This is a genomic window from Actinomycetospora soli (genome assembly GCF_021026295.1).
GTDB classification, from domain to species: domain Bacteria; phylum Actinomycetota; class Actinomycetes; order Mycobacteriales; family Pseudonocardiaceae; genus Actinomycetospora; species Actinomycetospora soli.
In genome coordinates, this window is record NZ_JAJNDA010000017.1 from 19,668 (window position 1) to 43,019 (window position 23,352).

Below are 23,352 nucleotides of genomic sequence, written 5' to 3' on the forward strand. Positions count from 1 at the left end.
AGCACCCCCGGACGTTGCACGCCGTGTCCGGACCGACATCGAGGACGGGCACAGGCCACTCGTCCGGACCAGTCCGATCGCCGCTCGACGGCCTCAGGAGCGTTCGGGGACCAGGTCGTCGGCCTCGCTGCGCCGGGCCGGGGCCTCGGCGTCCCGGGGCGAGCGCTGGACGGGGGCCGGCGGGGACACCGGTGCCCCCGGGTGTGCCGCGGGGCCCGCCGGGGGCGGGGCGGCCGGACCCGGCGTGGGCGGGCCGGCGGGGCCGGGGCCGCCCTGCGGCGGCCGGGGACCGGGGGCCGGCCGCGGGTGACCGGCACCGGGCGGGACCGGCCGCGGCGGCGCGGGCCGCGGCGGGGGCGGCGGGACCAGCAGGTCGAGGACGACGCGCAGCGACTCGTCGATGACGCGGGCCGCCGCCTCGTGGGCCTCCGGTCCGCCGGAGACCGGGTCGGGCACCGCGTCCTCCTCCGCCGAGACGGCAGGGACGGTGCCCCGGGCGCCCCGCGCGAGGGCGACCAGCGCGTGCGCACGCCGGACGGGGTGGCGCGGGAGCGCGGCGACCTCGGCCGGGTCGGCCGCGCGGAGCAGGCGCGCGAACTCGCGCAGCGTGAACGTGGTCGGCAGCGCCTTCGGCACGTCACCGAGCACCGTCGACCGGTGCTCGCGGGTCATGGTCAGCACGAGGTCGGCGAGCAGCACGTCCCGGTCCGGGAGCTGGCGCGCGGCGAAGGCGGCGACGTCCGGGTGGTCGCGGCGCGTGGTCAGCTGCGCGCGGGAGTCGTCGTGCATCCCGTGGCCGCGGACGGCCGAGGTCCCGGCGCTGTGGACGGCGAAGGCCCGCGCCCACGGCCCGAGGCGGGCACCGAGCAGGAAGCGGGTGTGGAACTGGGCGAACGGGGACCGGCAGATGTTCCCCGTGCACACGAACAGCATCCGGAAGACCTCCGGCGAGGAGTCCGTGCCCGCGCTCATGGCGCGATCGTCCCAGGACGGTGACCCGGATGCGAGTCGTGCGCTCCAGGTCACGCCCGCGGAGGCGTGTCGCGTCAGTGGCGGGCGCGCTCGAACTGCTCCAGATCGGCGACCACGACGACCACCTGCAGGGTCGTCGTCAGCGGGGCGATGGCCGCGGCGGGCCCGGGACGCTCCTCGGTGTCGAGCCGGGCGAGGAGCTTGGCGGCACGCTCCTGCAGCCCGCGCGCGGCGTCCGACGCCTCGCGCAGGACCGCCACGTCGACGCCCTCCTCGGCCGACCACCCGGCCTCCGGCACCCCCTGGGCGACGAGCTGGACGATCCGGGCGACCACGCGGTGGGTCGGGGCGTCCTCGCCGGCGGTCTCGACGGCCTCGAGCGCCGCGGCGAGGTCGTCGACCTCGGCGAGCAGCTCCTCGGACGGGGCGTCGGCCGACGACGCCAGGGCCGGTGGGGGCACGACCCCCTCGGCGCTGCGCGGGGCGGGCACGGGGACGGTCGGTGGCTCCAGCCGGGCACGGGCCTCCCGCACGGGGGCGGAGAGGCCCGCACCGGATGCTTCGGTGTCGGGCCGTGCGGCCACGGTGCCGGTCAACGACGCTCCTCGGGAGACGGTGGTGGGAGGCGCGGCCGGGCCGCGCGGGACCGGGCGGGCGCGTCGTCGCACCCGGCGAGCCGGTCCGCCCGAGCGTAACCGCCGTCGTGGGCGTCGCCATCGACGATGGGGAGCAACGGAGTGCCCCGCTCGGTCCAGTGCCGCGGCGACGGAGTCAGCGGCGCACCGGGCTGCGCACCCCGGTCGGCGGCGACAGCGGGGCCGGGCGCGGCACGACCGGTCGGGGCGGCGGCGTGGTCCCGCGCGCCGCGGGCACCAGGCCCTCCGGGGCGGCGGGGCCGGTCTGCTGCGGCACCGCGCCGTCGGGCGCGTGCAGCGGCTCGACCGTCATACCGACCGGCATGGCCGGCACGGCCGGTGCGACCTCGGGCGTCCGCGCGACGCCGCGGGCCCGCCGGGCGCGGCGGGACTCGGAGACGGTGCCGGCTCCGGTGCGGTTGATCAGGGCGCGACGGGTCTGCGCGGTCGTCGGGCCGCGGAGCCGGCTCGCCACCATCGCGGCGACGAACGCGAGCCCGTTCACGGTGCCCAGGGTCAGCATGCCGACCTCGAGCACCTGCTCCGAGGACACCTCGTCGCCCGGGTCCATCTGCCCGAGCTGCCCGCCGTAGGGCTGCGGTCCCGGCGCGGTGTCCTGGGCGGACGCCACCCCCGCGAAGCCCAGTCCGGCCAGCACGATCATGACCGCCCCCAGGAGCGCCCTGCGCACCCAGCCACGACCCGTCATCGACGTCCACCTCTCCCCGAGCAGTTCTGCCCGGGGATCGCTGTGGCGTGTGGTCGTCGTTACGCAATCACGACCGTTTCGCTCTCTCGGAGGCCGCATCGAGACCATCCCGTGATCGGAAACGGACGAACCGGACCCGGCGACTGCGCCGATCCGGCGTCCGGACCCCGAGAACGACGACGGCACCGCCGGCCACGGGGGCCGACGGTGCCGGGGTCGTACGGGTGTGCTGCGGTCAGGCGCGCTGCGCCAGGTAGGAGTCCACCGTCTCGCGGTACTCGTCCTCGCCGACCTGCCGGCCGAGGATGCGTCCCGCCAGGTCCCGCGAGAGCCGCGCGATGTCGGGCTGGAGGTCGGTCCGCAGGCGCGAACGCTCCTCGTCGAGCTCGCCGCGTCCCTCGGCGACGAGCTGCGAGGACTCCTCGCGGGCCGCCGCGAGCACCTCCTCGGAGTGGCGACGCCCCTCCTCGCGGGCGGCGTCGCGGATCCGCGCGGCCTCCTCGCGGGCCTCCCCGATCCGGGTGCGGTACTCCTGGTCGGCCCGGCGCGCCTCGGCTCGGGCCTGCTCGGCCCGCTCGAGGGTGCCGTCGATCCGGTCGTGCCGCTCGGTGTACACCGCGTCGAGCTTCGGCAGCAGCACCTTGCTGAGCACGAAGTACAGCGCGGCGAACACCACGAGTCCCACGACGATCTCGTGGGGGATGGGGGACAGCACGAAGTAGCTGCCGCTCGCCAGGACCATCGGCCCGCGCACCTGCCCCTCTGGAGTCTTCGGATGGCCCGGACGGCGGTAGACGCCGGTCCGGGTGGTGACAGTCTGTCGGATCCTCGACCGGGTGGCGACCCCGGGGTGTCGTGATCACCCGTTACCGCCGGGTCACTAGGGTGGCCGACCTGACCACCGCGCTGACCAGGAGAGGCTGGGCGGACATGGGTGACTACAAGGTCGTGACCGTCGGGACCGACGGCTCGTCGTCCGCTCGCAAGGCCGTCGTACGGGCCGCCGAGGTGGCCGCCGACTCCGGCGCCCGCCTGATGATCATCTGCGCGTACGAGACGCGGGACCCGTCGTCGCACCGCGACCAGGCCGAGGCCGAGCGCGCACTCGGCGACGAGGCCTACAAGATCATCGGGGCGAGCCCGGCCGAGGAGACGCTGCGCTCCGCGCGCGACGAGGCCATCCGCGCCGGGGCGCAGAACGTCGACACCGTCGCGGTGCAGGGCGACCCGACCGAGGCCATCGTCGAGAAGTCCGAGCTCTACAAGGCCGACCTCGTGGTGGTCGGCAACAAGGGGCTCGCGAGCTTCGCCGGCCGCTTCCTCGGCTCGGTGCCGCAGGCGGTCTCGCGGAAGTCCCGCACGGACGTCCTCATCGTCCACACCACCTGAGCCCCGCCGGTGCCGCTCAGCGCGTGAGCGGCACCGCGCAGGCGGGTGCGTCCGGGTGGACGCCGATCAGGGCGGCGAGCGGCACCGCCGTGAGGTCGCAGGCCAGGGCGTGCTCCAGGCAGCGGCGCACGGCACGGTCGCGCGGCCTGGCCCTGGCCTCGGCCAGCCGGCGCGCGAGCCGTTCGGAGCCGGTGAGCAGCGGGGTGACGGTCAGCCGGGCGCGCCCGAGGTCCGTGCGGCAGCGGCCCGCCACCGAGTCCCCGTCCCCGACGACGCGCACGTCGCAGTCCAGGTCGCCCGCCGGGTCGGTGTCGACCGCGGCGCGGAACACCGCGTTCGTCACCCGGTCCGACGGCGCGGCCACGAGCTGCTCGAGCAGCGTCCGGCCGCCGCGGGCCCCGAGCACCTCGTCGAGGTGCCGGACGTCGAACGTGAGCCGACGCAGGCGGAAGTCACCCGGCGCGGCGGTGGCGAGCAGCTCCTCGACCGTGTCCGGGCACGGGGCACCCGGCCGGGCCGTGAGGTGCACCGAGGCGGCCGTCGGCCCCCGGTCGTTGCGCGGGTCGATCCCCCGCACCGACACCTCCGGCGCGTGGTCCTCGCCCTCCCCGGTGCAGCCGTGCTGCAGGAACTCGACACCCGCGAGGACGTCCGGCCCGGGGACCCGCCGGGGCGCGGGGACGCGCGCCGGTGGGTCGGCGAGGTCGGTCCGCGCGGCCGCACCGAAGCGACGTGGCGCGAGGACGGCGAGGGGATTGCGCATGATCACCGGACCCTTGACGTGAGCAGGATCACCCCAGTGTGCCAGAGTGATGCTGCTCATGTGGATCGGTCACGCGACGGGGTCGGTGCTCCGCCCGTCCAGGTTCTGCTTCAGCTGGGCCAGGGTCCCCGCCAGACCGGCCTCGATCCCGGGGCCGTCGGCCTGCTCGGTGTGCAGCGTGACGGTCACCGACGACGCGGTGTCGCCGACGGAGCGCACGAACAGCTCGCCGTGGTAGCCGCTCGGCCGGTCGGCGCCCCAGCGCAGCGCCCGCGACCCCGGGTCGCTGCGCAGCCAGGCCTCGCCCTCGTAGCGCTCGCCCTCCACGACGGCGACGACGTGGACCGACTCCCCCTCGGTCGCACGCGCCGACTCGAGGCCGGAGAAGTACTCCGGCAGGTGGGTCACGTCGGCGAGGTAGGCGAACGCGGTGTCGGGATCGGTCTCGAGGTGGGCGGTGTGCTCGTAGTCGGCCATCGACGCGGCTACCCGGTGGCCGGGGTCACCACCACGCCGCCCAGCAGGCCCGCGCCCGCGCCCACCCCGAGGTAGGCGTCGACGACGACGGGGGCCGCCCCCGGGGCCGGGTTCCGGTCCCGCCCGGTCCGGGCGTCGACCACCACCGGCCCGTTGACCGTGGTGCCGTAGACCGCGCCGTGCCAGGCCGTCGTCACCGCCGGCGCGACCCGCCCGCCGGCCGGCAGCGACCAGAGGACCGCGCCCGTCGGGGCGTCCAGGGCGAAGGTCCGGTTGGACCCGGAGCACACGGTGGTCGCCGCCTCGTCCCACGTGCACTCGGGTGGCGCGGTCGCCGTGCCGAGGTCGACGCCGTTGCGGGCGCCGCCGCCGGCGTCGTACACGGTGAGGAACGCCCGCGCCGAGGTCGGGCGCCGGCCGGCGACGGTGACGGTGCCCGGGCCGGCGCGGTGGACCGACAGCGCGGTCGAGCCGTCGTCGGCGCTCCAGCGCCGGGCCCCGCTGTCGACGTCGAGCCCCACGACCGACGACGGCGAGTAGCCCGCCCCGCCGCCGGGCGGCACGGCCGCGCCCACCGCCACCGGGACGTCGACCGGGGGCGTCCCCGGCGGCGGCGCGCCGTCCGGGGCCCGCCCGTCGACGACCGCTCCCGCGAGCACCCCGTCGGCCACCCACAGCACGCGGCGGGCGTCGAGGTCCACCGCGACGGTGCTGCGCCGGGTGCTCGTGGCGGCGGTCAGGACGGCGACCCGGCGGCCCACGCCCACGACGGCGACCCCGGCGACGGCGGTCCGCACCGACCGCGGCGCCTCGCTCCACGGCAGGGGCGCGCCGACCGAGAAGGCCAGGGTGGGGTCGGGCTCGCCGGCCTGGCTGCGCGGGACCGCGAGCAGTTCGAGCGCGAGTCCGGGCGGCGTGGTGCCCGACCCGGGGACGGTGCTCGCCGCGGCCGCCACCACGAGCCCGGCCGCCGGGACCGGGCGGGGCGCGCCGGCCACCCAGCGGTCGGGCGGGAGCGGCACCGCGACGGCGGCCCCGGTGGAGTCCGCGCGCGCGAGCCCGCCGGAGTCGGCCAGCCAGATCGTGGTGCCGTCGAGCGCGACGGGCAGCTCGGGCCGCACCCCGTAGGACCCGGTGAGGCTGCCCGCGGTGCCGCGCAGGAGGGTTCCCGACGACGGGCCGAAGGCGGTGGGCGGGTCGAAGGCCGGGGGCGGCGCGGGCGCCGGGCCGCCGCCGCACGCGGTCACGAGCAGCGTCAGGACCCCGACGAGCAGGACCCCGACCCGGCGCACCCGTCCAGCGTGGCAGTCGGCGCGCGTCCCCGGACGAGGAGGGTCAGCCGTCGACGATCTCGGAGCGGCGGGCCGGCTGGTCGAGCGAGGCGCGCGGCTCGATGACCGGCAGCGGCCCGGTCGCCTGGGCCAGGCGGCGCTGGGCGCGCTGGATGCGGGCGGCCAGCTCGGCGTCCTCGCGGGCGCGGGCCCGCAGTTCCTTGCGCTCCTGGCGGGAGAGTCGGAGCACCTTCTCGTTCTTGCGACCCCACAGCGCCATCACGGCCTGCCTTCCACCCGTCGGACCCCTCCAGGCCCGCCCCCCGCAGCACGGCCGCCGGTCATCCTCCGCCCGCCGCGCCACGGTGACGCCGTGGATCACACCATCGTGTCGCAACCGTGACGTGATCCGGACGTCACCGGACGTCCACCTGCGGACGATCCGGACGAACGGGATTCCGTCACCGGCGCATCAGGTCGGCGGCGCGTTCGCCGAGCATCAGCGCGGTCGCGGCGGGACCCCGGCGCGGGACGACCGGGACCACCGAGGTGTCGACCACCCGCAGGCCCGTCACCCCGTGCACGCGGAACTCCGGGTCGACCACGGCGGCCGGGTCGTCCGCGGGGCCGACCGCCGCGCTGCCGCACAGGTGCGAGGAGGTGGTGAGCGCCCCGTCGATCCACGCGTCCAGCTCGGCGTCGGAGCGTCCGCGGTCCGCCCGGCCCGGCAGACCGGCGGCCGCGAGCAGGTCGTCCGCGAACCGCACCACGGCCCGCATACGCGCCCGGTCGAGGGACGTGGCGAGGTAGTGGTGGGAGATCCGCGGGTCCTGCGCCGGGTCGGCGCTCGTGAGGACGGACGCCCCGCGGCTCTCGGGCTGCTGCAGCGCGCACATCAGGTGCCGGTCCCCGCCGGGCACGAACGGCCGGGCGAACAGCAGCACCTCGAGGTCCCCCGCGGGGTCGGGGGGCAGGGCCGGGTCGAGGGCACCGGCGTCGAGGTGCACCACGGTCTGGGTGGACACGGCCCGGGGGTGCAGCGCCTCGTCGTCGACGAAGGGCACGAACACCGACGGGTGGTCGCTCCACCCGTGCCCCACGCCCGGCCGGTCGAGCAGCACGTCGACCCCCACGGCCCGCAGCTCGTCGGCGGGCCCGATGCCGGAGAGCGCGAGCAGCTGGGGCGACTTCACGGCGCCGGCGGACAGCACGACCTCGGCGGCCTCGATGCGCTCCCCCGCCGCGGTCACCACGCCGACCGCCCGGGTGCCGTCGACCAGCACGCGGACCACCGGCGTGTCGCCGCGCACCGTGAGGTTCGCCCGGTGCAGCGCGGGCAGCACGTACGCCATCGCCGCGTTGACCCGCACGCCGCGGACCGCGTTGGCGGGGACCGGCCCGACGCCGGGCGGTGCCCCGCCGTTCTTGTCCGGCTCCGCCGGGACGCCGAGCGCCCGGGCCCCGGCCGCCACCCGCCCGGTGAGCCGGGCGAGCAGGTCCCCCGCGGGCCGCTCGACCGGGACCGGGCCGTCGTGGCCGTGCTCGGGGCCGCCGACGTCGTGGTCGTCCTCGCCGCGGATGTAGGCGGCGCGGGCGTCGGCCCAGGTCCAGCCGTGCCACCCGGCCACGTCGGCCGGGGTGGCCCGGAGGTGGTTCGCGCCGTTGATCGCCGAGGACCCGCCCAGCAGCCGGCCGCGGGCGGTCCGCGCGCGGCGGCCCGCGGCGAGCTCCGTGGCGAACGCCCAGTTCAGCGGGTGCTCCTCGCCCGCACAGCCGAGCGAGGCGACGTCGAGGACCTCGGGCGGGTACGACCCGACGTCGGGATGGGCGGGCCCGGCCTCCAGCAGCAGGACCCGGCGGCCGGGATCCTCGGAGAGCCGTCCGGCCAGCGCGCAGCCGGCCGAACCGCCTCCGACGATCAGTGTGTCCCAGACCATCGACCTATCGTGGGGCGTCGGAGAGCTGCTCGCTGGGCCGCGCGGCCGCCCACTGGGCGACCTGGTCGTTGTTGACCGCGAACCAGAGGTCGTCCCCGGCCTGGCGGTCGAGGTAGACCACCGACTGCGCGCCCTCCATCCCGGTGCCGGTGGTCGGCACGGTGAGGAACTGGATGTTCGAGGCCCGCAGGTCGCGCAGGTTGAACACGAGCTCGGCGAGCCCGGTGTTGGACAGCGAGTCGTCGACGCCGACGTGCTGGGTCACGGTGTCCACGAGGCCGTAGGCGGCGGTCGGGCTGGAGAGCGTGCCGGCGGAGAGCGCCTTCGAGACGAGGGCCCGCAGGGCGTTCTGCTGACGGCGCACGCGGTCGAAGTCGCCGCCGGGGAGGCTCTTGCGCTCCCGGACGTAGACGAGGGCCTGCGCCCCGTCCAGGTGCTGCGGGCCGGCGGGGACGACGACGCCCTCGCGCTCGGTCGCCTGCCCGACGTTGATGTCGATGCCACCCGCCGCGTCGGTCATCTGCTGGAACCCGGCGAAGTCGATGACCGCGAAGTGGTCGACGCGCACCCGCGTCAGCTGCTCGACGGTGTTGATCAGCAGCGGCGGGCCGCCGAACGAGTACGCGGCGTTGATCTTGTTCATGCCGCGGCCCGGGATGTCGACCCACGAGTCGCGCGGGATGGACACGACGCTGGCGCTGCGGCCGTCGTCGGCGACGGTCGCCAGCATGATGACGTCGCTGCGCTGGGCGCCGAAGACGAAGTCGGGGGCGGTCGCGTCGCGGCCGGTGGTGGCGTCCGGCGAGCGGGAGTCGGTGCCGACGAGCAGGAAGGTCTGGCCCGCCTTGGCCGTGGGTCGCGACGACGGGTCGATGCCGGCGAACACCGACGGGTAGCGCCCGACCTGGTCGCCGAGCTTGTTGGTCACGAGCACGACCCCGGCGGCCGCGAGCAGCACGAGGATGAGCACCCCGACGAGGACGTACACCAGGGCCCGCAGCCCCCGGCGTCGCCGCGAGCCCGGGGTCTCCGGCGGCTCCCCGTCCCCGGTCCGGAGCAGTGCGTCGACGCTCATGCGATCCCTCGTGTCCTCGTCCCCCGACCCGGCCGGCGGCACGGCGTCACGTGGACCGTGTCGTGCGCCCGGCGGCGCACGTTACGTCGTCCGGCCCGATCGGCCCAGCCACCTCGCACCGTCCGTGATCGTCGGGGGCGGGTCGCGCGCTCGTCGCCCGGGGCCGACCGCTGCCCGCCGTCGGTTTCGTCCGAACCGCGAGGAACTCGTAGTCTGCAGGACGTGAGTGCAGCCCAGCGCCCCGAGGCCCCGGACGTCGACGTGCTGACGCGGGTGCTCGAGGGCCTGCGGTCGCTGCCCGAGCAGGAGCGGCGCGGTCACGACGACGAGGCGTCCCCCGCCACCGACGCGCCGCCCGTGGTCCCGCTGCCCCGGCGGCGCTGAGCCCGCCGCGCCGCGCCGCGTCGCCCCGCATCCCGCTGGCCTCGGTGTCAGCGGTGGCACACGGCTGCCACCCGACGTCAGCGGTGGCACACGGCTGCCACGCCCCCCGCCCCGACGTCAGCCGTGGCACACGACTGCCACCCGACGTCAGCCGTGGCACACGACTGCCACGCGGTGGCGCCCGCCGACCCGTGCGGGGACAGTGGGCGGCGGTGAGAGGAGGACGTGATGACCGTCCCCGACCCGTCCCGCCCGACCTCGGGCATGGACCCGATGCCGACGCGCCGACCGCGGTCGCCGTTCCCCGGTGACCTGCCGCCGCACGAACTCCCCGACGACATCCCCGACCCGGCCGCGCCCGGCCGCCCGGACGACCCGACCCGGCGTCGGGACCGCGCGTTCGTGGCGATCGGCAAGGACGACCGCCGTCGGCACGTCGTCGACGTGACGCTCGGGGAGGCCGGCGACCCGACCGGGCTCCGGGCGCGGTGCGGTGCGCCGGTGGAGCAGGTGGTGCCGGGCCTGCAGGCGGATCAGGCCGACTGCCCGGAGTGCCGCCTCAGGGCTTCGGGGCCTTGGCAGGGCTGACGCGCTTGACGAACAGGAGGCGGTCGCCCCGCTCGAGGGCGTCCACCTCGGGCGAGTCGATCTGGTGGATCTCCCCGCCCCGCACGACGCCGAGCACGATGTCGCGCAGGTGACGGGGTGAGCCACCGAGCTCGCCGGCCTCGACGTCGCGCTCGGAGAGGCTCATCCCGGCGTCCGGGGTGAGGAGGTCCTCGACGACCGCCACGACGTTCGGGCTCGTCGTCGCGGTGCCGAGCAGCCGGCCCGCCGTCTCCGCCGACACCACCACCGAGTCCGCCCCGGACTGCCGCAGCAGGTGCACGTTCTCGGTCTCCCGGACCGCGGCGGTGATCGTGATGCGCGGGGCGAGTTCGCGGGCGGTGAGGGTGACCAGGACGGCGGTGTCGTCGCGGTTGGTGGCGACGACGAGCGAGGCCGCGTGCGGCAGGCCGGCGGTGCGCAGCACCGAGGACTGCGTCGCGTCGCCGCGCACGGTCACCAGACCCATCGCCGACGCGGCGTCCAGCCGGCCCCGGTCGGTGTCGACGACGACGATGCGCTCCGGGCGGGCGTCGTCGCCGAGCAGCGTGTCGACCGCCGCCTTGCCCTTCGTGCCGAAGCCGACGACGACCACGTGGTCGCGCACGCGGGACCTCCAACGACGGATGCGGAACGCCTGGCGGGAGCGCTCGGTGAGCAGCTCCACGGTGGTGCCGACCAGGACGATGAGGAACAGGACGCGCAGCGGCGTGATGGCGAGGATCGTCCACAGCCGCGCCGAGTCGGTGACCGGGGCGATGTCGCCGTAGCCGGTCGTCGAGAGCGAGACGGTGGCGTAGTAGAAGGCGTCGATGAGCCCGATCGGACCGTCGGTGTTGTTGTCGACGTAGCCGTCGCGCTGCAGGTAGACGATCAGCGCCGCGGCCGCGAGCGCCCCGACGGCGAGCGCGAGCCGGCGCACGAGCGCGATCAGCGGGCCGACACCGCGGTCGGGCATGACGACCACCGCGGCGGTGCCGAACGGCTCGGCGTGCTCCCGGGCGAGCGGTCCCCGACGAACCGTCCGGGCGCCCTGGGTCCGATCCACGGCGCGAGCGTAGTCAGGGTGATGGTGCCGGGTGACGAGGCCGGGCCGTTGCCACGATCGAGTGAATCAAAGCGGGATCCTGTCAGGAACCCTGCTGATTCGGGTCACTCCAGGTGACGAGGCCAGGAACGACACCCCTTCGGAACACGGAGGGTCACCCACCCAGTCACTGGCCGTAGCACGGAAGGAGCTGGACGTCATGGGCGACCGGTTCGCCAGCCACCCCTGCACCGACCTGGAGCGTTCGCTGCGCCCGGTCCGGGAGGAGGCCGGCGCCGAGGGGCCGGACTGGGTCGAGGCGCTGGCCGCCCTCGACGACTGCGACGGGTACGTGGTGCTCATGATCGACCCGCAGACCGCCGAGGTGGACGCGCACGGGCCGTACGGCGGCCCGGACGCCGCGGTGGCCGCCGAGTCGCTGCGCGCCTCGCTCGACGGGGAGGGCCTCCGCGACGTGTCCGTCCGCATCGTGCGGCTCCACCTACCGCGCCGCGCCGCCTGACCGGTGACCGACACGCCGCGCGTCCGGGTGACGACGGCCCGGTTCGCCCGCCCGGGCTGAAACGTTGCGGCCGTCGCGGACGACGAGCCGGGCATGGTTGGTGACCACAGCTCCCCCCGGCTCCCCGCACAGGTGGGCCGGGACACCGCGGGCGAGCAGCGCCTGGAGGCCGCCGCCCGCGTGCGCCACCTCGTGGCGGCACGCGTGCCCGCGCAGCGCGGCACCCCGATGGATCTCCCGCGCGCGCGATAGCCCCGCCCCGCGCGACCGCCGGGGTGAGATCGGCCATGTCGACCGACCGGCGGAACTCCGGCGGCCACGCCGCGACGAGGCTTCCGCACCGCCACGGCGCCCGGTAGAACACCGATTCGTCGACGACCCGTGTGGGTGTCGACCTCGGCGGACGACGGGTGGGAGTGCGCGATGACCGCAACGGGGAGGTGGCGTCCCGCGGGCGAGTCCGGCGACGGACCGCTGCCCCGCCTGCGCGACCTCGACCTCGTCGCCCTGGGCGTCCGTCCCCCGGTCCCCGCGCCGCCCGTCGAGCGCGACGCCGACCACCGCATCGAGGCCGCCGTCGGCGGCGAGGACCCGGTCGTCGTCGTGGCCGCGCCCCGGCTCGGCGGCGGCACCCTCGCCCTGGCCCGCGCCGCACGCCTGCTGCTCGGCGACCACCACGTCGTCCGCCCCGACCCGGCCGCGCTCGGCGGGTCCGCGCCGCTGTCCGGGCCCGCCGACCCGACGCTGGTCGACGCCCTGCGCCGGCGCCCCGCCGACGGGCTGGTGATCTGGCTCGACGGGATCGGTCCGTCGCTGCTCGCCGCCCTGCTCGCCGCCCGGCCCCCGGAGGGCGCCCGGGTGCTCGCGACCGTGGACGAGGCCCTGCTCCACCCCGACGTGACGCCGGGCGACCCGGCGCCGGGGGTCACGCTGATCCGGCTCGGCGCCGAGCTCAGCTGCGCCGAGACCGAGCGCGCGGGCGGGCGCACGCTGGGCACCGCCGTCGACCTCGCGCCGGCCCGCGACCTGCTGCTCGGGCGCGCGGGCGTCGCGACGCGCCTCGCCCGGCCCGGTCGCCGCGCGGTGGCACCGGCCCGTGCCGCGGTGCTGCGGGCCGCCGTGGACTGGGCCCGGCTCGGCGTCCCGCACGCCCTCCCGACGCCGCTGCTCGCGCGGCTCGCCCTCGCCTACGCGCGGGAGATGCCCGACGACGCGCCGACCGCCGGGGTCGAGGACCTGACGCGGGCGGTGGAGGAACTCGTCGCGGCGGGCACCGGAGGACGCGGGCTGCGCGGGATCACCCGGCCGCTGCGCCGGCTGCGCCTGCCCGACGGGGTGCACCACGTGCCGGACCCGCTGCTCACGGCCGCCGCCGACCGCCTGGGCCGGGACGGGTGGGAGCCGCCGGAGCGGCTGCGGGAGGTGATCGGCGATCTGCTGGGCGCCGTCACCGACCGCGAGGACCGGCGCACCGTCGGCGTGCTCGCCGTGGTCCGCGGCTTCGACGACCTCGCCGCCGCCCTGCTGCGGCCGCCCCCGGTCGCGGACGGGCCCCGCGCGCTCGCGGCCACCGAGTGCTACCGGCTCGGCGTCGCCTCCCTGCAGGCCGGCCGGGCCGCCGAGGCCCGCCGCTGGTTCGCCGCCGTCCTCGCCGCCACACCCGACGACGGGTCGCGCCGCGAGCTGCGGTCGCGCGCGGCGTTCTGGCTCGGCCTCGACCGCGACGCGGACCCCGCCGAGCGGCGGCACCACCTGGAACTGGTCGTGCGGGACGGGCCGCCGCGCGACGCCTCCGACGCCGGGCTGCTGCTGGCGGGCCTGGAGCGCGACGCGGGCCGCTTCGACGCCCAGCGCGGGTGCCTGCGTGCGGCGGTGGCGGCCGCCCGGGTCGCCGCCGACACGGGCCGCGAGGCCGAGGCCACGCTCGACCTCGCCCACCTCGACCGGCGCAGCGGCCGCACCGACGAGGCGCGCAGCGGCTACGACCGCGTGCTCGCGCTGGTCGGGCCGGACGAGCCCGCCGGCCTGACCGCCGCGCGGGCGCTGGCCGAGCTGGACACCGAGGGCGGGGCGGACGAACGCGCCGGGAACGACGACCGGTTCGTGCCCGAACCCCTGCCCGAGCAGCGCGGCGTCCCCGCCGGGCCGCCCCGGCCGCGCCGTGGCGCCGACGACGAGCCGGCCGACGAGGGCCCGGGCCCGCGGACGGACGACCGGGCCGTCCAGCACGATCGTTCGTGACGGACGGCGCTCGTGGGCCCCACCCGGACATGAGCGGACGGCGCCCTCGCGCACCGGGATGCTGCGAGGGCGCCGTCCGCTCGTCCGGAGGGCCCGGAGCCGGAGCGCCGCGGCTCAGGCGACGGGCGCGACCACCGGCGACACGGGCCGCGCCGTCCGCGGCCGCGGCACCGCGGTGACGGTCGGCGCCCCGGCGAGGGCGGGCAGCGGCGCGAAGACGGAGCCGCCGAACAGGCCACGACCGGTTCCCGCGGTGGCCAGCAGCGCGTCCTGGGTGCGGCGCGGCAGGGCCGTGACGTCGGCACCGTCGGCCGCCATCTCGTCGAGCACGCGCTGCGGCCAGGAACGGGCGGACCCGCCGGGCACCGGCACGCCCCCGCGGGCCGCGAGGCAGCGGCCGCGCAGCGCCACGAAGGCCTCCGCGGACAGGGTCACGCGGGCGGCGTCGAGGAAGGCCGAGCCGAGGTGGTCGTGGAGCACGGCGACGTTGTGCGCCGTGGCCGGGAAGCCCGCCCGGGCGAGCAGCGTGGGCGCGTAGCCCGGGGACAGGCGCGGTGCGAGCTGCTCGGCGCCGGCCCCGGCGCGGAGGACGACCGCGATCCCGACCAGCACCATGACGGCGACGACACCCGCTCCGACGATCCCCATGACCTGCCCCCTCGCCCCGACCCGGCGGCCCCGTTGCCACCACTGCCTGTGACGAGTGCGTCGTCGGTCGCGACCTGGTCGTTACGAGATCGCGACCCGCATCCCCCGTTCGGCACATCTCGTCCGCCCTCAACGAGGGATCTCCACTCCGCGGCCGTGACCGAATCGTGATCTGACACGCCGCAACCCGACTCGCTCTCACACGAACGGGCTAGTGAAGTCCGGCACCGAGCCCTTATCTTGTTCCCACACCGATCGGATCGCGTGCGATCGGTCGACACATCCCGGGGGGACGAGATGCGTGCAGGCCGAGCTGCCCTGACGACGCTGGCGGGGGCGTCCGCGCTCTGGCTCGCGGCGCCACTGGTCGCGCTCGTGCGGCACGGGTCGATCGACGACCGGACGCGCGCGGCGTGGGCGGGCGAGGGCGCGGCGACCCCGGCGACCCCCACGACCACGGCGGCTCCCACGGCGCCGACGACGGCCACCGCGCCCCTCGCACCCGTGCTGCCGCTGCGCCCCGTGCCCGCCCCGCGCCCCGCCGCCGACGACCTGCTCCCCCGCGGTCGCACCACGCCCGTCCGGCCCGCCACGCGCGGTACCGGCTGACCCGCTCCCCGACCGACCCGCTCCCCCTCCGAGGAGTCCCCGATGTCCTTCGCCAGCAACGCCCTCCTCGCCGCCGGTTCCTCCGTGGCCGCGTGGCTCACCGCGCCGCTGGTCAGCGCCGCCGTCCACGGGACCACCGACCAGCGCACGCTGGCGTCGTGGAAGGACGAGACCGGCCCGATCCCGCTGCCGCGCCTCGACGACCGCCCGCAGGCCGGGTACGAGGCCCCGGCCCGCCACGCCTGACCTCACCCGTCCGGTCACCGCTCCCCACCCGGGTCACCCCGGGTGAGCGGCGAGCGTGACCGAAGGTGACACCGAACGGCGGAACCAGCTCGGCCGGGTCGCGGGCGATGTCTGGGTGGGGCCTCACGAGGCCCGCCCAGCCGGTCCCCGACCTCCAGGACGTGATCGCTCTTGTCCCGCCACAGCGGTCGTCACCACCACTCCTCCCTGCAGCGGGAGCGCGACGAGACGCGCCGGCGCCTGGCGCGGGTGGAGCGCGCCCACCGGCGCGCCGAGCAGGTCGGCGCCACCACCCCGATCGACGGCACGCCCGCCCAGCGCAGCGGCGCCCCCGCGAAGGTCGTCATCGACAACACCGTCGCGCGGCGCGACCCGCTGACCCGGCCGTTCCCGGCGGCACCCGGCCTCCCCGACGCGCGGCGCTCCCCGTCCGCACCGCTGCCCGCCCACCGGCGTCGGCCCGAGGCGGTGCTCGGCGCGCGGTGAGACCCGGCCGGGACGGGTAGCCCGTGAGGTGACCGATCCCGGCAACCCCACCGACCGCACCGACCTCGACTCCGACGAGGCGCCCGCCGACCCGCCGCACCCCGGCCCGGGGGACGACGCCGACCCCGCGTTCGAGATCGACCTCGAACCCGACGAGCAGGGCACGGCCGAGGCGGGCGCCGAGCCGACCGACTGAGCCGGACCGACCCGCCGTCGGGAATCAGCCCCGCTTCTCCCGCCAGGCCCGCTCGAAGGGCAGGCGCCAGGCGTTCGGCGCGATCAGCTGGTGGATCGCGTTCGGCCCCCAGGAGCCCGGCGGGTAGGGCTTGACCGGCGGCGGGTCGGCGAGCAGCGGCTGCGAGCGGTCCCAGAGCGACTCGATGCCGTCGGCGGTGGTGAACAGCGTGTGGTCGCCGCGCATCGCGTCGAGGATGAGCCGCTCGTAGGCCTCCAGCACGTCGGAGGCCTCCTCGGTCTCCTGCGTGGAGAACTGCATCGACAGCTTCTGCAGCCGCATCCCGGGGCCCGGCCGCTTGCCGTAGAACGACAGGGACACCCGCGAGGAGTCCGCGAGGTCGAACGTCAGGTGGTCCGGGCCCTGGGTGCCGACCCCGGAGCCCTGCGGGAACATCGTCCGCGGGGCCTCCTTGAACGCGATCGAGACGATCCGCTGCCCCTCGGCCAGCCGCTTGCCCGTGCGCAGGTAGAACGGGACGCCCGCCCAGCGCCAGTTGTCCAGCCCGACCCGCAGCGCGATGAACGTCTCGGTGTCCGAGTCGCGGGCGACGCCGGGCTCCTCGCGGTAGCCGCCGTACTGGCCGCGCACCACGTCGCTGGGGTGGATCGGCAGCAGCGAGCGGAAGACCTTGTTCTTCTCCTCGCTGATCGCGCGCGGCTCCAGTGCCGTCGGCGGCTCCATCGCCACGAAGGCCATCACCTGCATGAGGTGGGTGACCACCATGTCCTTGTACGCGCCGGTGGCCTCGTAGAAGCTCGCCCGCTGGTCGAGGCCCAGCGCCTCCGGGACGTCGATCTGCACGTGGTCGATGAAGTTCCGGTTCCAGATCGGCTCGAACAGGCCGTTGGCGAACCGGAACGCCAGGACGTTCTGCGCCGCCTCCTTGCCCAGGAAGTGGTCGATGCGGAACACCTGGGACTCGTCGAGGACCTCGTGGACGAAGTCGTTGAGCTGGATCGCCGAGGGCAGGTCGAACCCGAACGGCTTCTCCATCACCACGCGGGCGTCGGCGACGAGGTCGGCGTCGCGGAGCATCCCGACGACCGCCTGCGCGGCCTTCGGCGGCACCGACAGGTAGTGCAGCAGCCGGACGCGCTCGCCCAGCTGGGCGCCGGCCTCCTTCACCGCCGACGCGAGCGCCTCGGGCCCCTCGCCCTGCCCGACGTAGGTCAGCTTCGCCGCGAAGTCGTCCCAGTCGGCCTCGGCGAGCCGGTGCATGCCGAAGTTCTGCACCGCGTCGTGGGCCAGGGCCCGGAACTCGTCGGTGGTCAGTTCCTCCATCGCGGTGCCGACGATGCGGATGTCGGGTGCGAGCTCGGACTCCGCGAGGTAGGCCAGGCCGGGCAGCAGCTTGCGTTTGGCCAGGTCACCGGTGCAGCCGAACAGCACGATGACGTGCGGGACGATCGGGTCGAGGTCCCGGCGGAACGGCCGCGAGCCGGGCCCGGGGTAGGCGATGTCGGAGCTGCGGTCGGGCAACGGAGCCTCCCGGCGGTTCGAGTGCCGCGCCGACCGTAGCCCGACTGTGTGGCCGACGTGTGTCCGCGCGCGGGGGTTGAACATGATCTCCGCGGGAACGCCTGCTCGGTGGAGGACGACGGAACCTTGGTCAACCGGGTACGGCGCGACGGGGAGGCGGGCGTGGACCGCGGCTCGAGCCAGACCCACGGCGCGGGCGACCCCAGCGGGGTCGACGTGGAGCCGGACATCCCGCCGCTGCGCTTCGGCGACGAGCTCACCGACCACGGCGACGACACGGTCCCGCCCTCGCAGACCTCCCCGTCCTGACGGCGGGTCCCGGCGGTTCCTGGCGGCGGGTCCCGGCGGTTCCTGACGGCGGGTCCCGGCGGTTCCTGACGCCGGGTCCGGTCAGCGGATCCAGGCCGGGTGCACGCGCGGGACCAGCGCCACCGCGTCGTACTCGCGGACCGGCACCACCGGGATGCGCTCCTTGAGCTGACCGGAGTCGACGACGCTGCCGATCCGCCGGGTCGTCGTCGGACTCGCCGCCCAGTCGGCGAGGCCGCCCCGGGCGCCGCGCAGGTCCACGAGGCGGTCGTCGGTGCCCCCGAGCGCGCTCCGCAGCTCGGCCTCCGCGGTGCCGCCCAGCGCGGGCAGCTTGTGCGACGACGGCCGGGGGCGCAGCGGACGCAACAGGCGGCGGCGCACCGCGGACGCGCTGCCCTCGGCGAACCACCCGCCGACCACGTAGTAGGCGTCGCCGAGCGCGGACCGCACGTGCCGGCCCGCCGTCGTCGGGTCGCCGACGCGCACCAGGTCGTCGTGGCCCCAGAACACCGCGGCCGGCATGCCCGTCGCGGTGCCGGCCGCCCGCGTGACGGCCTCCGCGACCATCCGTGCCCGCAGCACCGGGGCACTCGTGTCGTCGAGCTGCTCGGCCTGCTCGGCCGTGGGGAACGGTGTGCCCCGCGGCGCCGCGGCGACCTCCGCCGCCCGCGCCAGGATCCAGGCGTGGTCGAGGGCCTCGGCGTACCGCGACGGGGACGTCTCGGCGACCAGCCGGGCCTCGGCCGCCACTATCTCGCCGTGCAGGCCGACCACCGCGTCCCGGAACGGCGCCTTGAGCGGGCGCTCGTCGGGCTCGCGGTCGAGCAGCTCGGCCAGCCCGTCGCGGGCCGGCGGCAGCAGCTCCGGGGCCGCGTCGCGCAGGTAGGAGCCGAGGACCTTCACCGAACGGGCCGGGCGGACCGGGTCCGCGCCGACGACCCGCACGCGGTCGTCGGGGTCGACCATCTCGGTGCGGTCCCGCAGCCAGGAGACGAGCCCGACCATCTCGCGGGTGTCGTACTCCCAGCCGCCGAGGGCGGCGACGGCGTCGCTGGGCGACGAGAGCCCGCGGACCGCGGCGTCGAGCCCCGTGGCGCCGGCCTCGCTCGCGCCCAGCACCAGCAGCCGCACCCCGAGCTCGTCGACCGCGAACTCGACCATGCGGCGGCCCATCTCGAGCAGCTCGCGGGCGCCGTAGGCCGCGGCGCCGACGCCCAGCACCCGGACCCCGCGCAGGGCGGGGCGCCAGGAGGCGAGCCCGAGGCTGTCGACCGGCACCGCCCGTGCGGCGACCTCGTCGGCGACCTCGGCGTCCATGCCCGAGCACCCTACGGAGGTGGTGCGGCCGCCCTCCGCCGGGTCGACGGCCCGAGCCTCATCACACGCTCGGGTGACGATACTCCGAGTGGCCTAACGGTCATGGAGCGTGGCACGACATCCCGGGTGAGTCCGCCGAGATCGCCACGGCGGGCCACCGTTCACCGGGAGGTACACCGCATGTCGAAGCCCGCCACCGGAGCCGCCGCCGCAGCCGCCGCAGCGCTGGGTGCCTGGCTCGCCGTCCCGATGGTCACCCTGCGCCGCCGCGGCAGCCTGGACGACCGCCAGATCGCCGCCATCCGCGGCGAGGCCCGGTTCGACCCCACCGACGCCGAGGCCCGGCACCGCGCCGCCGTCCGGCGGGCGCGCGTGCGCGAGGCCCAGGTGCGGGCCGCGATCGCCGCCATCCCCGAGCCGCGGTCCTCCGACGACCTGCCGCGGCGCTCGCCCCTGGCCTGGTGAGCCACGGGGCCCGGCGCGACCCGTCCGACCCGACGGGACCCGTCGGGCTCCGGGGCCGGGAACCGCTAACCTCCGGCCTCGATGGCCGCCACCCAACCACCGGCACGACGCCTGGTGCTCTGCTGTGACGGCACCTGGGACACCCCGTCCGACCGGACGAACGTCTCCCTGCTCGCCGACGCGCTGCGCACCGACGCGTCGCAGGTCGTCCGGTACTTCCCCGGGGTCGGCGCCGACGGCGACCCGGTCTCGCGGGTGCTCGAGGGCGCCCTCGGGGTCGGCCTGAACCGCCGGGTGCGTGAGGCCTACTCGTGGCTCGCCGAGACCTGGCGGCCCGGGGACGAGATCGTGCTGCTCGGCTTCAGCCGCGGGGCCTTCACCGTGCGCAGCCTCGCCGGCATGCTCGCCGCGACCGGACTCGTCGCCTTCGCGCCCGGCACGTCCCGCCGCGAGCGCAACCGCGTCGTGCGGCGCCTGTTCCTCGACGGCTACCAGCGCGGCGAACGCCTCGACGACCTCACCCACGCCCCCGGCTTCGGCCCCGACGACACCGCGCCGATCGCCTTCCTCGGCGTCTTCGACACCGTCGGCGCGCTCGGCGTCCCCCGCACCTTCGGGCTGCTCTCCACCCTCGTCTCCCGCCGGGTGCAGGGCTTCCACGACCTGACGCTCGCCCCCGACGTCCGCCACGCCCGCCAGGCGCTGGCCCTCGACGAGCGCCGCGGGCCGTTCGTGCCCGCCGTGTGGGCCGACCCGGCGCCGGGCGAGCACGTCTCCTTCGCCCAGCAGTGGTTCGTCGGCACCCACGGCGACGTCGGCGGCTCGCACGACCGTCCCCGCGCCCTGTCCGACATCACGCTGCGCTGGATGGCCGACGAGGCCACGGCCGCCGTCGGGCTCACCTGGGACCGGCCGATCACGACGGCGGGTGACCCGCTCGGGCCGCTCGACCCCGGCCCGCGGGGCCTCTGGTCGGTGCTCTCCCCGCAGCCGCGGTCGGTGCCGCGCGTCGTCGAGGGCGCCCCCGACGTGCACCCGTCGGCGGTCGCCCGCCGCGCGGCCACGACCTACCGGCCGGGCCGGCTGGTGCCCGACGGGGCCGCGGTGTCCGCGGTCGTCCCCGCCGACGACCCGTGGGCCGAGACCGGGCTCTACCTCGACGCGGGCCGGTGGACGCTGACCGCGAGCGGCTCCTGGACCGACCACGGCGCGTCCACCCCGCCGTCGGGCTTCGCGCGGTGGCCGCTGCGGGCGTGGCCGGACTACGCGCTCGGTGCCGTGCTCGACGGCTACCGCCGCGTGGTCCGGCGCCTCACCACGCGTCTCGCCGAGGCCCCCGGCGCGCCCCGGGACGGGGACGCGCGGCGGATGGCGATGGTCGCGGCGGTCGCGAACGCCCGGCTCGACCCGGACGGGGCGCTCACCCGCGGCACCACCGCGGTCGTCGGGACGGGCACCGTGGACCTGCCGCGGCCCGGCTACCTCTACGCGTTCGCGAACGACTCGTGGTTCGGCCACCGCGGCAACGCCGGCGCGGCGACGCTCGTCGTGGGACGCGCGTGACGGGGCGCGGGACGCAGGATCGAGGGGAGTACGCCGACCGGGGAACTCGACCGCCGAGTGCCGGCACCGACGTCGAGGCCACCACCGGGCCGATCCGGGTGTCCCGGTGGCGGCACCGGCTCCCCCGCCCGTCGCGCGTCGTCGCGGGACTCGTCGTCGTCGTGGTCGTCGCGCTGCTGCTCGTGCCGGACCGCCTCGGCCTCGACGGCGTCCTGCCCTTCGTCGGCTTCGTGCTGGTGCGGGCGCCCGCGACGCTCGCGGTCGTGGTGCTGGGCCTGCTGGCGCTCGCGATCCGGGCGCGCTGGTGGCCGACCGTGGTGCCGGTGCTCGTGCTCGGGGGCCTGTCGGTGGCCGCCCTGGTCCCGCGCGTCGTCCCGGACGACCCGGCACCCGACCCCGGCCCGGACCTCGTCGTGATGGTGCAGAACGTCGACCGGGGCAGCGCGGACGTACCCGCGCTGGCGGCACTGCTGCAGGAGCGGCGCCCGGACGTGCTGGTGCTGCCCGAGGCGGGCGAGCCGTTCCGCGAGCGCCTGGCGGCGGCGATCCCCGGGCTGGGTTACCGGTCGTGGTCGTCCGTGCCGGCGACCGAACCCGACGCGATGGGTACCGCGATCTTCGCCGGGCCGTCCCTGGGGGACGTGCGGGCGACCCCGGTCCCGGCCCGCTTCCCGTGGCTCGAGCTCACCGGCGGGGCCCTGGGGCCGACGCGGCTGGTCGGGGCGCACCTCACGTCGCCGGTGCCGGGCCTGATCGGGGTCTGGCCGAACGAGCTCGCCTCGCTCGCGCGGTGGTGCGCCCCCGGGACCGGACCCGCCGTCGTGCTGGGCGACCTCAACGCGACCGAGGACATTCGCGCCTTCCGCGCGGGCACCGCGGGGTGCACCGACGCCGGGGACTCCGCCGGGAAGGGCCTGCTCGCGACGTGGCCGGTCGGCCTGCCGCGCTGGCTCGGCGCGCAGCTCGACCACGTGCTCGTCGGCGGCGGGGCCGCGGTCGAGGGGTTCGACGTGGTCGAGGTGCCGGGCACCGACCACCGCGGCGTGCTCGCGACCGTCCGCGTGCCGGGCTGAGCGCTACCCGGTGGGCAGGAGCCCGCTGAGGTCGGCGACCTGGTCGGCGGGCGGCGGGACGACCTCGGGGGCGCCGCCGATCTCGGTGAAGGTCAGGCTCGTCGTCGTGGAGCCGGGCGCGCCGGTCCCCTCGGCGGGCACGGTGACCGTCTGGGCGACCTTGATCAACCGGCCGTCCGCGACCCACAGGTCCACCGGCAACGTCGAGCCGCCGAGCTGTTGCTTCAGCAGGTCCAGCGCGGGCCGCGTCGAGGGGTCCTGCGCGCCGGGCACGCGGTCGAGGTCGACGACGCCCGCGTAGTGCGTGGCGTCCCGGCCGGCGACCGGCTCGGGGCCGACCTCGCGGACGTCGTCACGGATCGCGTCGAGCCAGGCGAGCTGGCGGGCCGGGTTCTGCGACGTGCCGACGCCCAGCGCACCGAGCGGCGCGCCGTAACGGGACCGCGCGAGCCGGTCGACGTCCACCGACACCCACGGCTTCCCGCCCGCGACGAGCCCGATCAGGCCGGACGCCGCCGGGGGCAGCTGCGCGTCGAGGCGGCCGCCCGCGAACACGACGCGGACGTCGCCGAGGGAGGGCACCTGCAGGGTGAGGTCGGCGGCCTGGGCGCGCGGGTCGAGGACGCCCGCGCCCTGCAGCGGGATCTGCTGGCCCGCCACCGCCGTCCGGCCGTCCACCGTGACGCGCGACGGGCCCGCGGCGGCCGTCGCCACGACCGCCGCCCGGACCACGGTCGCCGGACTCACCGGGAGGGAGGTCCCGCACCCGGCGAGCAGGGCGACGAGCAGCAGCACGGGGAGCACGCGGCGGGTCACGGGCCCCATCGTGGCCGGTGGGTGCGGGCGGGCCGCGAGGTGGGTCGCGGCGGCCGGGTCCCTGTCGCCGGCCTCGTCGCGGGGAACCACGCCC

The 23,352-nt window shown here is 76.9% G+C and carries 29 protein-coding genes; 14 read left to right on the forward strand and 15 right to left on the reverse strand.

Features of this window, described 5'->3' with window-relative positions:
- Positions 1–93: 93 nt before the first annotated feature.
- The 4 genes from LN037_RS33190 to atpF all read right to left on the reverse strand — a co-directional run bounded on the left by LN037_RS33190 (position 94) and on the right by atpF (position 3,058).
- Positions 94–972: an arsenate reductase/protein-tyrosine-phosphatase family protein gene (locus LN037_RS33190; RefSeq protein WP_305059324.1), complete on the reverse strand. Its 879-nt coding sequence runs from the start codon at positions 970–972 to the stop codon at positions 94–96.
- Between the two features lie 74 nt (positions 973–1,046).
- Positions 1,047–1,568 (reverse strand): hypothetical protein, encoded by a 522-nt coding sequence (locus LN037_RS23715; RefSeq protein WP_230757970.1) that lies wholly within the window; start codon positions 1,566–1,568, stop codon positions 1,047–1,049.
- 175 nt (positions 1,569–1,743) lie between these two features.
- Positions 1,744–2,316, reverse strand: a complete 573-nt coding sequence (locus LN037_RS23720) for a hypothetical protein (RefSeq protein WP_230757974.1) — start codon at positions 2,314–2,316, stop codon at positions 1,744–1,746.
- Between the two features lie 235 nt (positions 2,317–2,551).
- Entirely contained in the window at positions 2,552–3,058 is a 507-nt protein-coding gene (gene atpF / locus LN037_RS23725; RefSeq protein ID WP_230757976.1) for a F0F1 ATP synthase subunit B, read from the reverse strand.
- A gap of 188 nt (positions 3,059–3,246) precedes the next feature.
- Between atpF and LN037_RS23730 the strand changes: the two genes are divergently transcribed.
- Positions 3,247–3,705, forward strand: coding sequence for a universal stress protein (locus LN037_RS23730; protein ID WP_230758224.1), 459 nt, complete (start codon positions 3,247–3,249; stop codon positions 3,703–3,705).
- Between the two features lie 16 nt (positions 3,706–3,721).
- On the opposite strand, the gene LN037_RS23735 is transcribed toward LN037_RS23730, so the two are convergent.
- The 6 genes from LN037_RS23735 to LN037_RS23760 form a co-directional block, all read right to left on the reverse strand.
- On the reverse strand, positions 3,722–4,468 hold the full coding sequence (locus LN037_RS23735) for a hypothetical protein (RefSeq protein WP_230757978.1): 747 nt from the start codon (positions 4,466–4,468) through the stop codon (positions 3,722–3,724).
- Positions 4,469–4,537: 69 nt separating this feature from the next.
- Positions 4,538–4,945, reverse strand: coding sequence for an SRPBCC family protein (locus LN037_RS23740; RefSeq protein ID WP_230757979.1), 408 nt, complete (start codon positions 4,943–4,945; stop codon positions 4,538–4,540).
- Between the two features lie 8 nt (positions 4,946–4,953).
- Positions 4,954–6,237: a PQQ-binding-like beta-propeller repeat protein gene (locus LN037_RS23745; RefSeq protein ID WP_230757980.1), complete on the reverse strand. Its 1,284-nt coding sequence runs from the start codon at positions 6,235–6,237 to the stop codon at positions 4,954–4,956.
- Between the two features lie 43 nt (positions 6,238–6,280).
- The gene (locus LN037_RS23750) at positions 6,281–6,496 is read right to left on the reverse strand and encodes a hypothetical protein (protein ID WP_230757982.1); all 216 of its coding nucleotides are present in this window, start codon (positions 6,494–6,496) and stop codon (positions 6,281–6,283) included.
- 181 nt (positions 6,497–6,677) lie between these two features.
- Entirely contained in the window at positions 6,678–8,153 is a 1,476-nt protein-coding gene (gene mftG, locus LN037_RS23755; protein ID WP_230757985.1) for a mycofactocin dehydrogenase MftG, read from the reverse strand.
- Positions 8,154–8,157: 4 nt separating this feature from the next.
- Positions 8,158–9,228, reverse strand: a complete 1,071-nt coding sequence (locus LN037_RS23760; protein ID WP_230757987.1) for an LCP family protein — start codon at positions 9,226–9,228, stop codon at positions 8,158–8,160.
- A 222-nt stretch (positions 9,229–9,450) separates the two neighbouring features.
- On the opposite strand from LN037_RS23760, the gene LN037_RS23765 reads away from it, so the two are divergent.
- Positions 9,451–9,612 carry a hypothetical protein gene (locus tag LN037_RS23765; protein ID WP_230757988.1) on the forward strand — a complete coding sequence of 54 codons (162 nt, stop codon included), beginning with the start codon at positions 9,451–9,453 and terminating at the stop codon, positions 9,610–9,612.
- Between the two features lie 228 nt (positions 9,613–9,840).
- Positions 9,841–10,200, forward strand: coding sequence for a hypothetical protein (locus LN037_RS23770; RefSeq protein ID WP_230757989.1), 360 nt, complete (start codon positions 9,841–9,843; stop codon positions 10,198–10,200).
- Here the strand turns inward: LN037_RS23770 and LN037_RS23775 are convergent.
- A complete protein-coding gene (locus LN037_RS23775; protein WP_372460518.1) occupies positions 10,172–11,266 on the reverse strand; it encodes a potassium channel family protein in 1,095 nt (364 codons plus the stop codon). The genes LN037_RS23770 and LN037_RS23775 overlap by 29 nt on opposite strands.
- A 199-nt stretch (positions 11,267–11,465) precedes the next feature.
- Here LN037_RS23775 and LN037_RS23780 point away from each other — a divergent pair, with 199 nt between their 5' ends.
- From LN037_RS23780 to LN037_RS23790, 3 genes are all read left to right on the forward strand, one after another.
- Entirely contained in the window at positions 11,466–11,768 is a 303-nt protein-coding gene (locus LN037_RS23780; RefSeq protein ID WP_230757990.1) for a hypothetical protein, read from the forward strand.
- 93 nt (positions 11,769–11,861) lie between these two features.
- Complete coding sequence (locus tag LN037_RS23785; RefSeq protein WP_230757991.1) at positions 11,862–12,020, forward strand: hypothetical protein; 159 nt, start codon at positions 11,862–11,864, stop codon at positions 12,018–12,020.
- Between the two features lie 171 nt (positions 12,021–12,191).
- A complete protein-coding gene (locus LN037_RS23790; protein WP_230757993.1) occupies positions 12,192–14,009 on the forward strand; it encodes a hypothetical protein in 1,818 nt (605 codons plus the stop codon).
- A gap of 114 nt (positions 14,010–14,123) precedes the next feature.
- Here the strand turns inward: LN037_RS23790 and LN037_RS23795 are convergent, their stop codons facing one another.
- Positions 14,124–14,657: a hypothetical protein gene (locus tag LN037_RS23795; RefSeq protein WP_230757998.1), complete on the reverse strand. Its 534-nt coding sequence runs from the start codon at positions 14,655–14,657 to the stop codon at positions 14,124–14,126.
- A 297-nt stretch (positions 14,658–14,954) separates the two neighbouring features.
- Between LN037_RS23795 and LN037_RS23800 the strand changes: the two genes are divergently transcribed.
- The 4 genes from LN037_RS23800 to LN037_RS23815 all read left to right on the forward strand — a co-directional run bounded on the left by LN037_RS23800 (position 14,955) and on the right by LN037_RS23815 (position 16,194).
- A complete protein-coding gene (locus LN037_RS23800) occupies positions 14,955–15,266 on the forward strand; it encodes a hypothetical protein (RefSeq protein WP_230758000.1) in 312 nt (103 codons plus the stop codon).
- A gap of 42 nt (positions 15,267–15,308) precedes the next feature.
- Positions 15,309–15,512 (forward strand): hypothetical protein, encoded by a 204-nt coding sequence (locus LN037_RS23805; RefSeq protein ID WP_230758002.1) that lies wholly within the window; start codon positions 15,309–15,311, stop codon positions 15,510–15,512.
- 171 nt (positions 15,513–15,683) lie between these two features.
- Positions 15,684–15,998 carry a hypothetical protein gene (locus LN037_RS23810; RefSeq protein WP_230758005.1) on the forward strand — a complete coding sequence of 105 codons (315 nt, stop codon included), beginning with the start codon at positions 15,684–15,686 and terminating at the stop codon, positions 15,996–15,998.
- A gap of 28 nt (positions 15,999–16,026) precedes the next feature.
- Entirely contained in the window at positions 16,027–16,194 is a 168-nt protein-coding gene (locus tag LN037_RS23815) for a hypothetical protein (RefSeq protein WP_230758007.1), read from the forward strand.
- 24 nt (positions 16,195–16,218) lie between these two features.
- On the opposite strand, the gene zwf is transcribed toward LN037_RS23815, so the two are convergent.
- Positions 16,219–17,715, reverse strand: a complete 1,497-nt coding sequence (zwf, locus tag LN037_RS23820; RefSeq protein ID WP_230758009.1) for a glucose-6-phosphate dehydrogenase — start codon at positions 17,713–17,715, stop codon at positions 16,219–16,221.
- A 162-nt stretch (positions 17,716–17,877) separates the two neighbouring features.
- Between zwf and LN037_RS23825 the strand changes: the two genes are divergently transcribed.
- Positions 17,878–18,024 carry a hypothetical protein gene (locus LN037_RS23825; protein ID WP_230758011.1) on the forward strand — a complete coding sequence of 49 codons (147 nt, stop codon included), beginning with the start codon at positions 17,878–17,880 and terminating at the stop codon, positions 18,022–18,024.
- Between the two features lie 81 nt (positions 18,025–18,105).
- On the opposite strand, the gene LN037_RS23830 is transcribed toward LN037_RS23825, so the two are convergent.
- The gene (locus tag LN037_RS23830; protein ID WP_230758014.1) at positions 18,106–19,341 is read right to left on the reverse strand and encodes an erythromycin esterase family protein; all 1,236 of its coding nucleotides are present in this window, start codon (positions 19,339–19,341) and stop codon (positions 18,106–18,108) included.
- 180 nt (positions 19,342–19,521) lie between these two features.
- Between LN037_RS23830 and LN037_RS23835 the strand changes: the two genes are divergently transcribed.
- From LN037_RS23835 to LN037_RS33835, 3 genes are all read left to right on the forward strand, one after another.
- Positions 19,522–19,806 (forward strand): hypothetical protein, encoded by a 285-nt coding sequence (locus LN037_RS23835; protein ID WP_230758017.1) that lies wholly within the window; start codon positions 19,522–19,524, stop codon positions 19,804–19,806.
- 81 nt (positions 19,807–19,887) lie between these two features.
- Complete coding sequence (locus LN037_RS23840; RefSeq protein WP_230758020.1) at positions 19,888–21,369, forward strand: T6SS phospholipase effector Tle1-like catalytic domain-containing protein; 1,482 nt, start codon at positions 19,888–19,890, stop codon at positions 21,367–21,369.
- A complete protein-coding gene (locus LN037_RS33835; protein WP_230758022.1) occupies positions 21,366–22,442 on the forward strand; it encodes an endonuclease/exonuclease/phosphatase family protein in 1,077 nt (358 codons plus the stop codon). The genes LN037_RS23840 and LN037_RS33835 overlap by 4 nt, the downstream gene beginning before the upstream one ends.
- 3 nt (positions 22,443–22,445) lie before the next feature.
- On the opposite strand, the gene LN037_RS23850 is transcribed toward LN037_RS33835, so the two are convergent.
- On the reverse strand, positions 22,446–23,258 hold the full coding sequence (locus LN037_RS23850; RefSeq protein WP_230758025.1) for an SCO4651 family lipoprotein: 813 nt from the start codon (positions 23,256–23,258) through the stop codon (positions 22,446–22,448).
- Positions 23,259–23,352 lie beyond the last annotated feature (94 nt).

Coding starts and splice junctions, on each gene's coding strand:
- LN037_RS33190 (WP_305059324.1), bottom strand. CDS start 972: ATGAGCGCGGGCACGGACTCCTCGCCGGAGGTCTTCCGGATGCTGTTC.
- LN037_RS23720 (WP_230757974.1), bottom strand. CDS start 2,316: ATGACGGGTCGTGGCTGGGTGCGCAGGGCGCTCCTGGGGGCGGTCATG.
- atpF (WP_230757976.1), bottom strand. CDS start 3,058: ATGGTCCTGGCGAGCGGCAGCTACTTCGTGCTGTCCCCCATCCCCCAC.
- LN037_RS23730 (WP_230758224.1), top strand. CDS start 3,247: ATGGGTGACTACAAGGTCGTGACCGTCGGGACCGACGGCTCGTCGTCC.
- LN037_RS23735 (WP_230757978.1), bottom strand. CDS start 4,468: ATGCGCAATCCCCTCGCCGTCCTCGCGCCACGTCGCTTCGGTGCGGCC.
- LN037_RS23740 (WP_230757979.1), bottom strand. CDS start 4,945: ATGGCCGACTACGAGCACACCGCCCACCTCGAGACCGATCCCGACACC.
- LN037_RS23750 (WP_230757982.1), bottom strand. CDS start 6,496: ATGGCGCTGTGGGGTCGCAAGAACGAGAAGGTGCTCCGACTCTCCCGC.
- mftG (WP_230757985.1), bottom strand. CDS start 8,153: ATGGTCTGGGACACACTGATCGTCGGAGGCGGTTCGGCCGGCTGCGCG.
- LN037_RS23760 (WP_230757987.1), bottom strand. CDS start 9,228: ATGAGCGTCGACGCACTGCTCCGGACCGGGGACGGGGAGCCGCCGGAG.
- LN037_RS23770 (WP_230757989.1), top strand. CDS start 9,841: ATGACCGTCCCCGACCCGTCCCGCCCGACCTCGGGCATGGACCCGATG.
- LN037_RS23780 (WP_230757990.1), top strand. CDS start 11,466: ATGGGCGACCGGTTCGCCAGCCACCCCTGCACCGACCTGGAGCGTTCG.
- LN037_RS23785 (WP_230757991.1), top strand. CDS start 11,862: ATGGTTGGTGACCACAGCTCCCCCCGGCTCCCCGCACAGGTGGGCCGG.
- LN037_RS23790 (WP_230757993.1), top strand. CDS start 12,192: ATGACCGCAACGGGGAGGTGGCGTCCCGCGGGCGAGTCCGGCGACGGA.
- LN037_RS23795 (WP_230757998.1), bottom strand. CDS start 14,657: ATGGGGATCGTCGGAGCGGGTGTCGTCGCCGTCATGGTGCTGGTCGGG.
- LN037_RS23800 (WP_230758000.1), top strand. CDS start 14,955: ATGCGTGCAGGCCGAGCTGCCCTGACGACGCTGGCGGGGGCGTCCGCG.
- LN037_RS23805 (WP_230758002.1), top strand. CDS start 15,309: ATGTCCTTCGCCAGCAACGCCCTCCTCGCCGCCGGTTCCTCCGTGGCC.
- LN037_RS23830 (WP_230758014.1), bottom strand. CDS start 19,341: ATGGACGCCGAGGTCGCCGACGAGGTCGCCGCACGGGCGGTGCCGGTC.
- LN037_RS23835 (WP_230758017.1), top strand. CDS start 19,522: ATGTCGAAGCCCGCCACCGGAGCCGCCGCCGCAGCCGCCGCAGCGCTG.
- LN037_RS23840 (WP_230758020.1), top strand. CDS start 19,888: ATGGCCGCCACCCAACCACCGGCACGACGCCTGGTGCTCTGCTGTGAC.